The organism is Nocardia sp. JMUB6875, assembly GCF_041154655.1.
Classification (GTDB): domain Bacteria; phylum Actinomycetota; class Actinomycetes; order Mycobacteriales; family Mycobacteriaceae; genus Nocardia.
This window is the reverse complement of sequence record NZ_BAAFGR010000375.1, coordinates 1-1,823: the sequence shown is the minus strand read 5'-3', so window position 1 is coordinate 1,823 and position 1,823 is coordinate 1. Positions and strand designations below refer to the sequence as shown.

Sequence of the window (1,823 nt, the reverse complement as noted above, 5' to 3'; positions counted from 1 at the left end):
TGACCTGGCTGACCGACCGCCGCGTGGCCGTCTGGGTGAACTCCCCGGCCTCCGGCGCACCGGTGGAGATCCAGTTGCTGCTGCCGCGCGACTGGAACGCCAAGCCCGACGCCAGGTTCCCGGTCGTCTACATGCTCGACGGCCTGCGCGCCACCGACGACGAGAACGGCTGGACCAAGGACGCGGGCGCGGCCGGCTTCTACGCCGACAAGAACGCCCTGGTGGTGCTGCCCATCGGCGGCCAGTCCAGCTTCTACGCCGACTGGCTGGCCCCCGACAACGGCCGCAACTACAAGTGGGAGTCCTTCCTGGTCCGGGAGCTCCCGTCGCTGCTGGAGAGCCAGTTCCGCGCCACCGATGTGCGTGCGGTGGAAGGCCTTTCGATGGGCGGCACCGCGGCCATGATGCTGGCCGCGCGCAATCCCGGCTGGGTCCGCTCGGCCGCCTCCTACTCCGGATTCCTCACCCTGACCTCGCTCGGCATGCCGCAGGCGGTCAACTTCGCCATGCACGACGCGGGCGGCTTCGACTCCTCGAAGATGTTCGGTCCGCCCGGCAGCCCGGCGTGGAAGGAACACGATCCCTACGAGCTGGCCGACAAGCTCAAGGGCGTGGCCCTCTACGTCTCCAGCGGCAACGGCGTCGCGGGCACCACCGATCCGCTCTCCGATATTCCGGGCATCACCACCAATTACGCGGGCCTCGGCCTGGAGGTGCTGTCGCGGTTGAGCACCCAGAACTTCGTGACCAAGCTCGGCAAGCTGAACATCCCGGTCTCGGTGAACTACCGCCCCTCGGGCACCCACACCTGGCCGTACTGGGATTTCGAGATGCGCCAGGCCTGGGCGCAGACGGCCGCCGCGATCGGCGTCGACGCCACCGCCCTGAACTGCAAGGTGGGCGGGGCGATCGGACCGGTGGCGCAGGGCAACGGCTGGCTCGGCGACTGCCTCTCCGGTGAGTACCAGGTGCCCGGCGGCGTCGCCCAGGACTTCCGCGGCGGCAAGGTCCTCTACTCGCAGGCCACCGGCGCGCAGCCGGTGGCGGGCGCCATCGGCGGCAGCTATGCCGGACTGGGCGGTGCGGCAAGCGGTTTGGGCTTCCCGATCGCGGGCGAGGGCGGACTGCCCGACGGTCGCGGCCGGCTGCAGCCCTTCCAGCACGGCTCGGTCTACTGGAGTCCGCAGACCGGTGCGCAGGCGGTGCGCGGCGCCATCTTCGACGAATGGTCCAAGCAGGGCTACGAGCGCGGCCCGGCCGGTTACCCGAACGGCCAGGAGACGCGCACGCCCCAGAAGGACGGCGTGGTGCAGGGTTTCGAGAACGGGCCCATGTACTTCAGCGCCAAGACCGGCGCGCACCTGGTGCAGGGCCTGATCCTGGGCAAGTACGGCCAGCTCGGATTCGAGAACAGCCCTTACGGTTTCCCGACGGGGGACGAGAAGGGGCTGCGCGACTTCGGCCGCTACTCCGCGTTCGAGGGCGGCAATATCTATTGGAGTCCGCTCTCGGGCGCGTGGGGCGTGCGCACCGGCCCGATCATGGACGCCTGGGGCGCGACCGGATTCGAGAACGGGCCGCTCGGCTACCCGATCTCGGACGAGGGTCAGATTCCCGACGGGACGCAGCAGACCTTCCAGGGCGGGACCATCACCATCCGCGACGGCAAGGCGACCGCGGCCACGCTCGATGGGCGGCCCATCACCATTCCGGGCAGCGAATCGCCCAAGCCGGCACCGGTCCAACCGCAACCCGCCGCGCAGCAACCCGCGATCCCGCTCCCGGGGGGTCTGCCCGCGATCCCGTTGCCCGCCCCTGCCGCC

General features: G+C 70.3%; 1 protein-coding gene. It reads left to right on the top strand.

Features of this window, described 5'->3' with window-relative positions; translation table 11 throughout:
- Positions 1-1,823 (top strand): alpha/beta hydrolase-fold protein (locus ACAM49_RS39990; protein ID WP_369640707.1); only part of this gene is annotated, 1,823 nt, incomplete at both ends.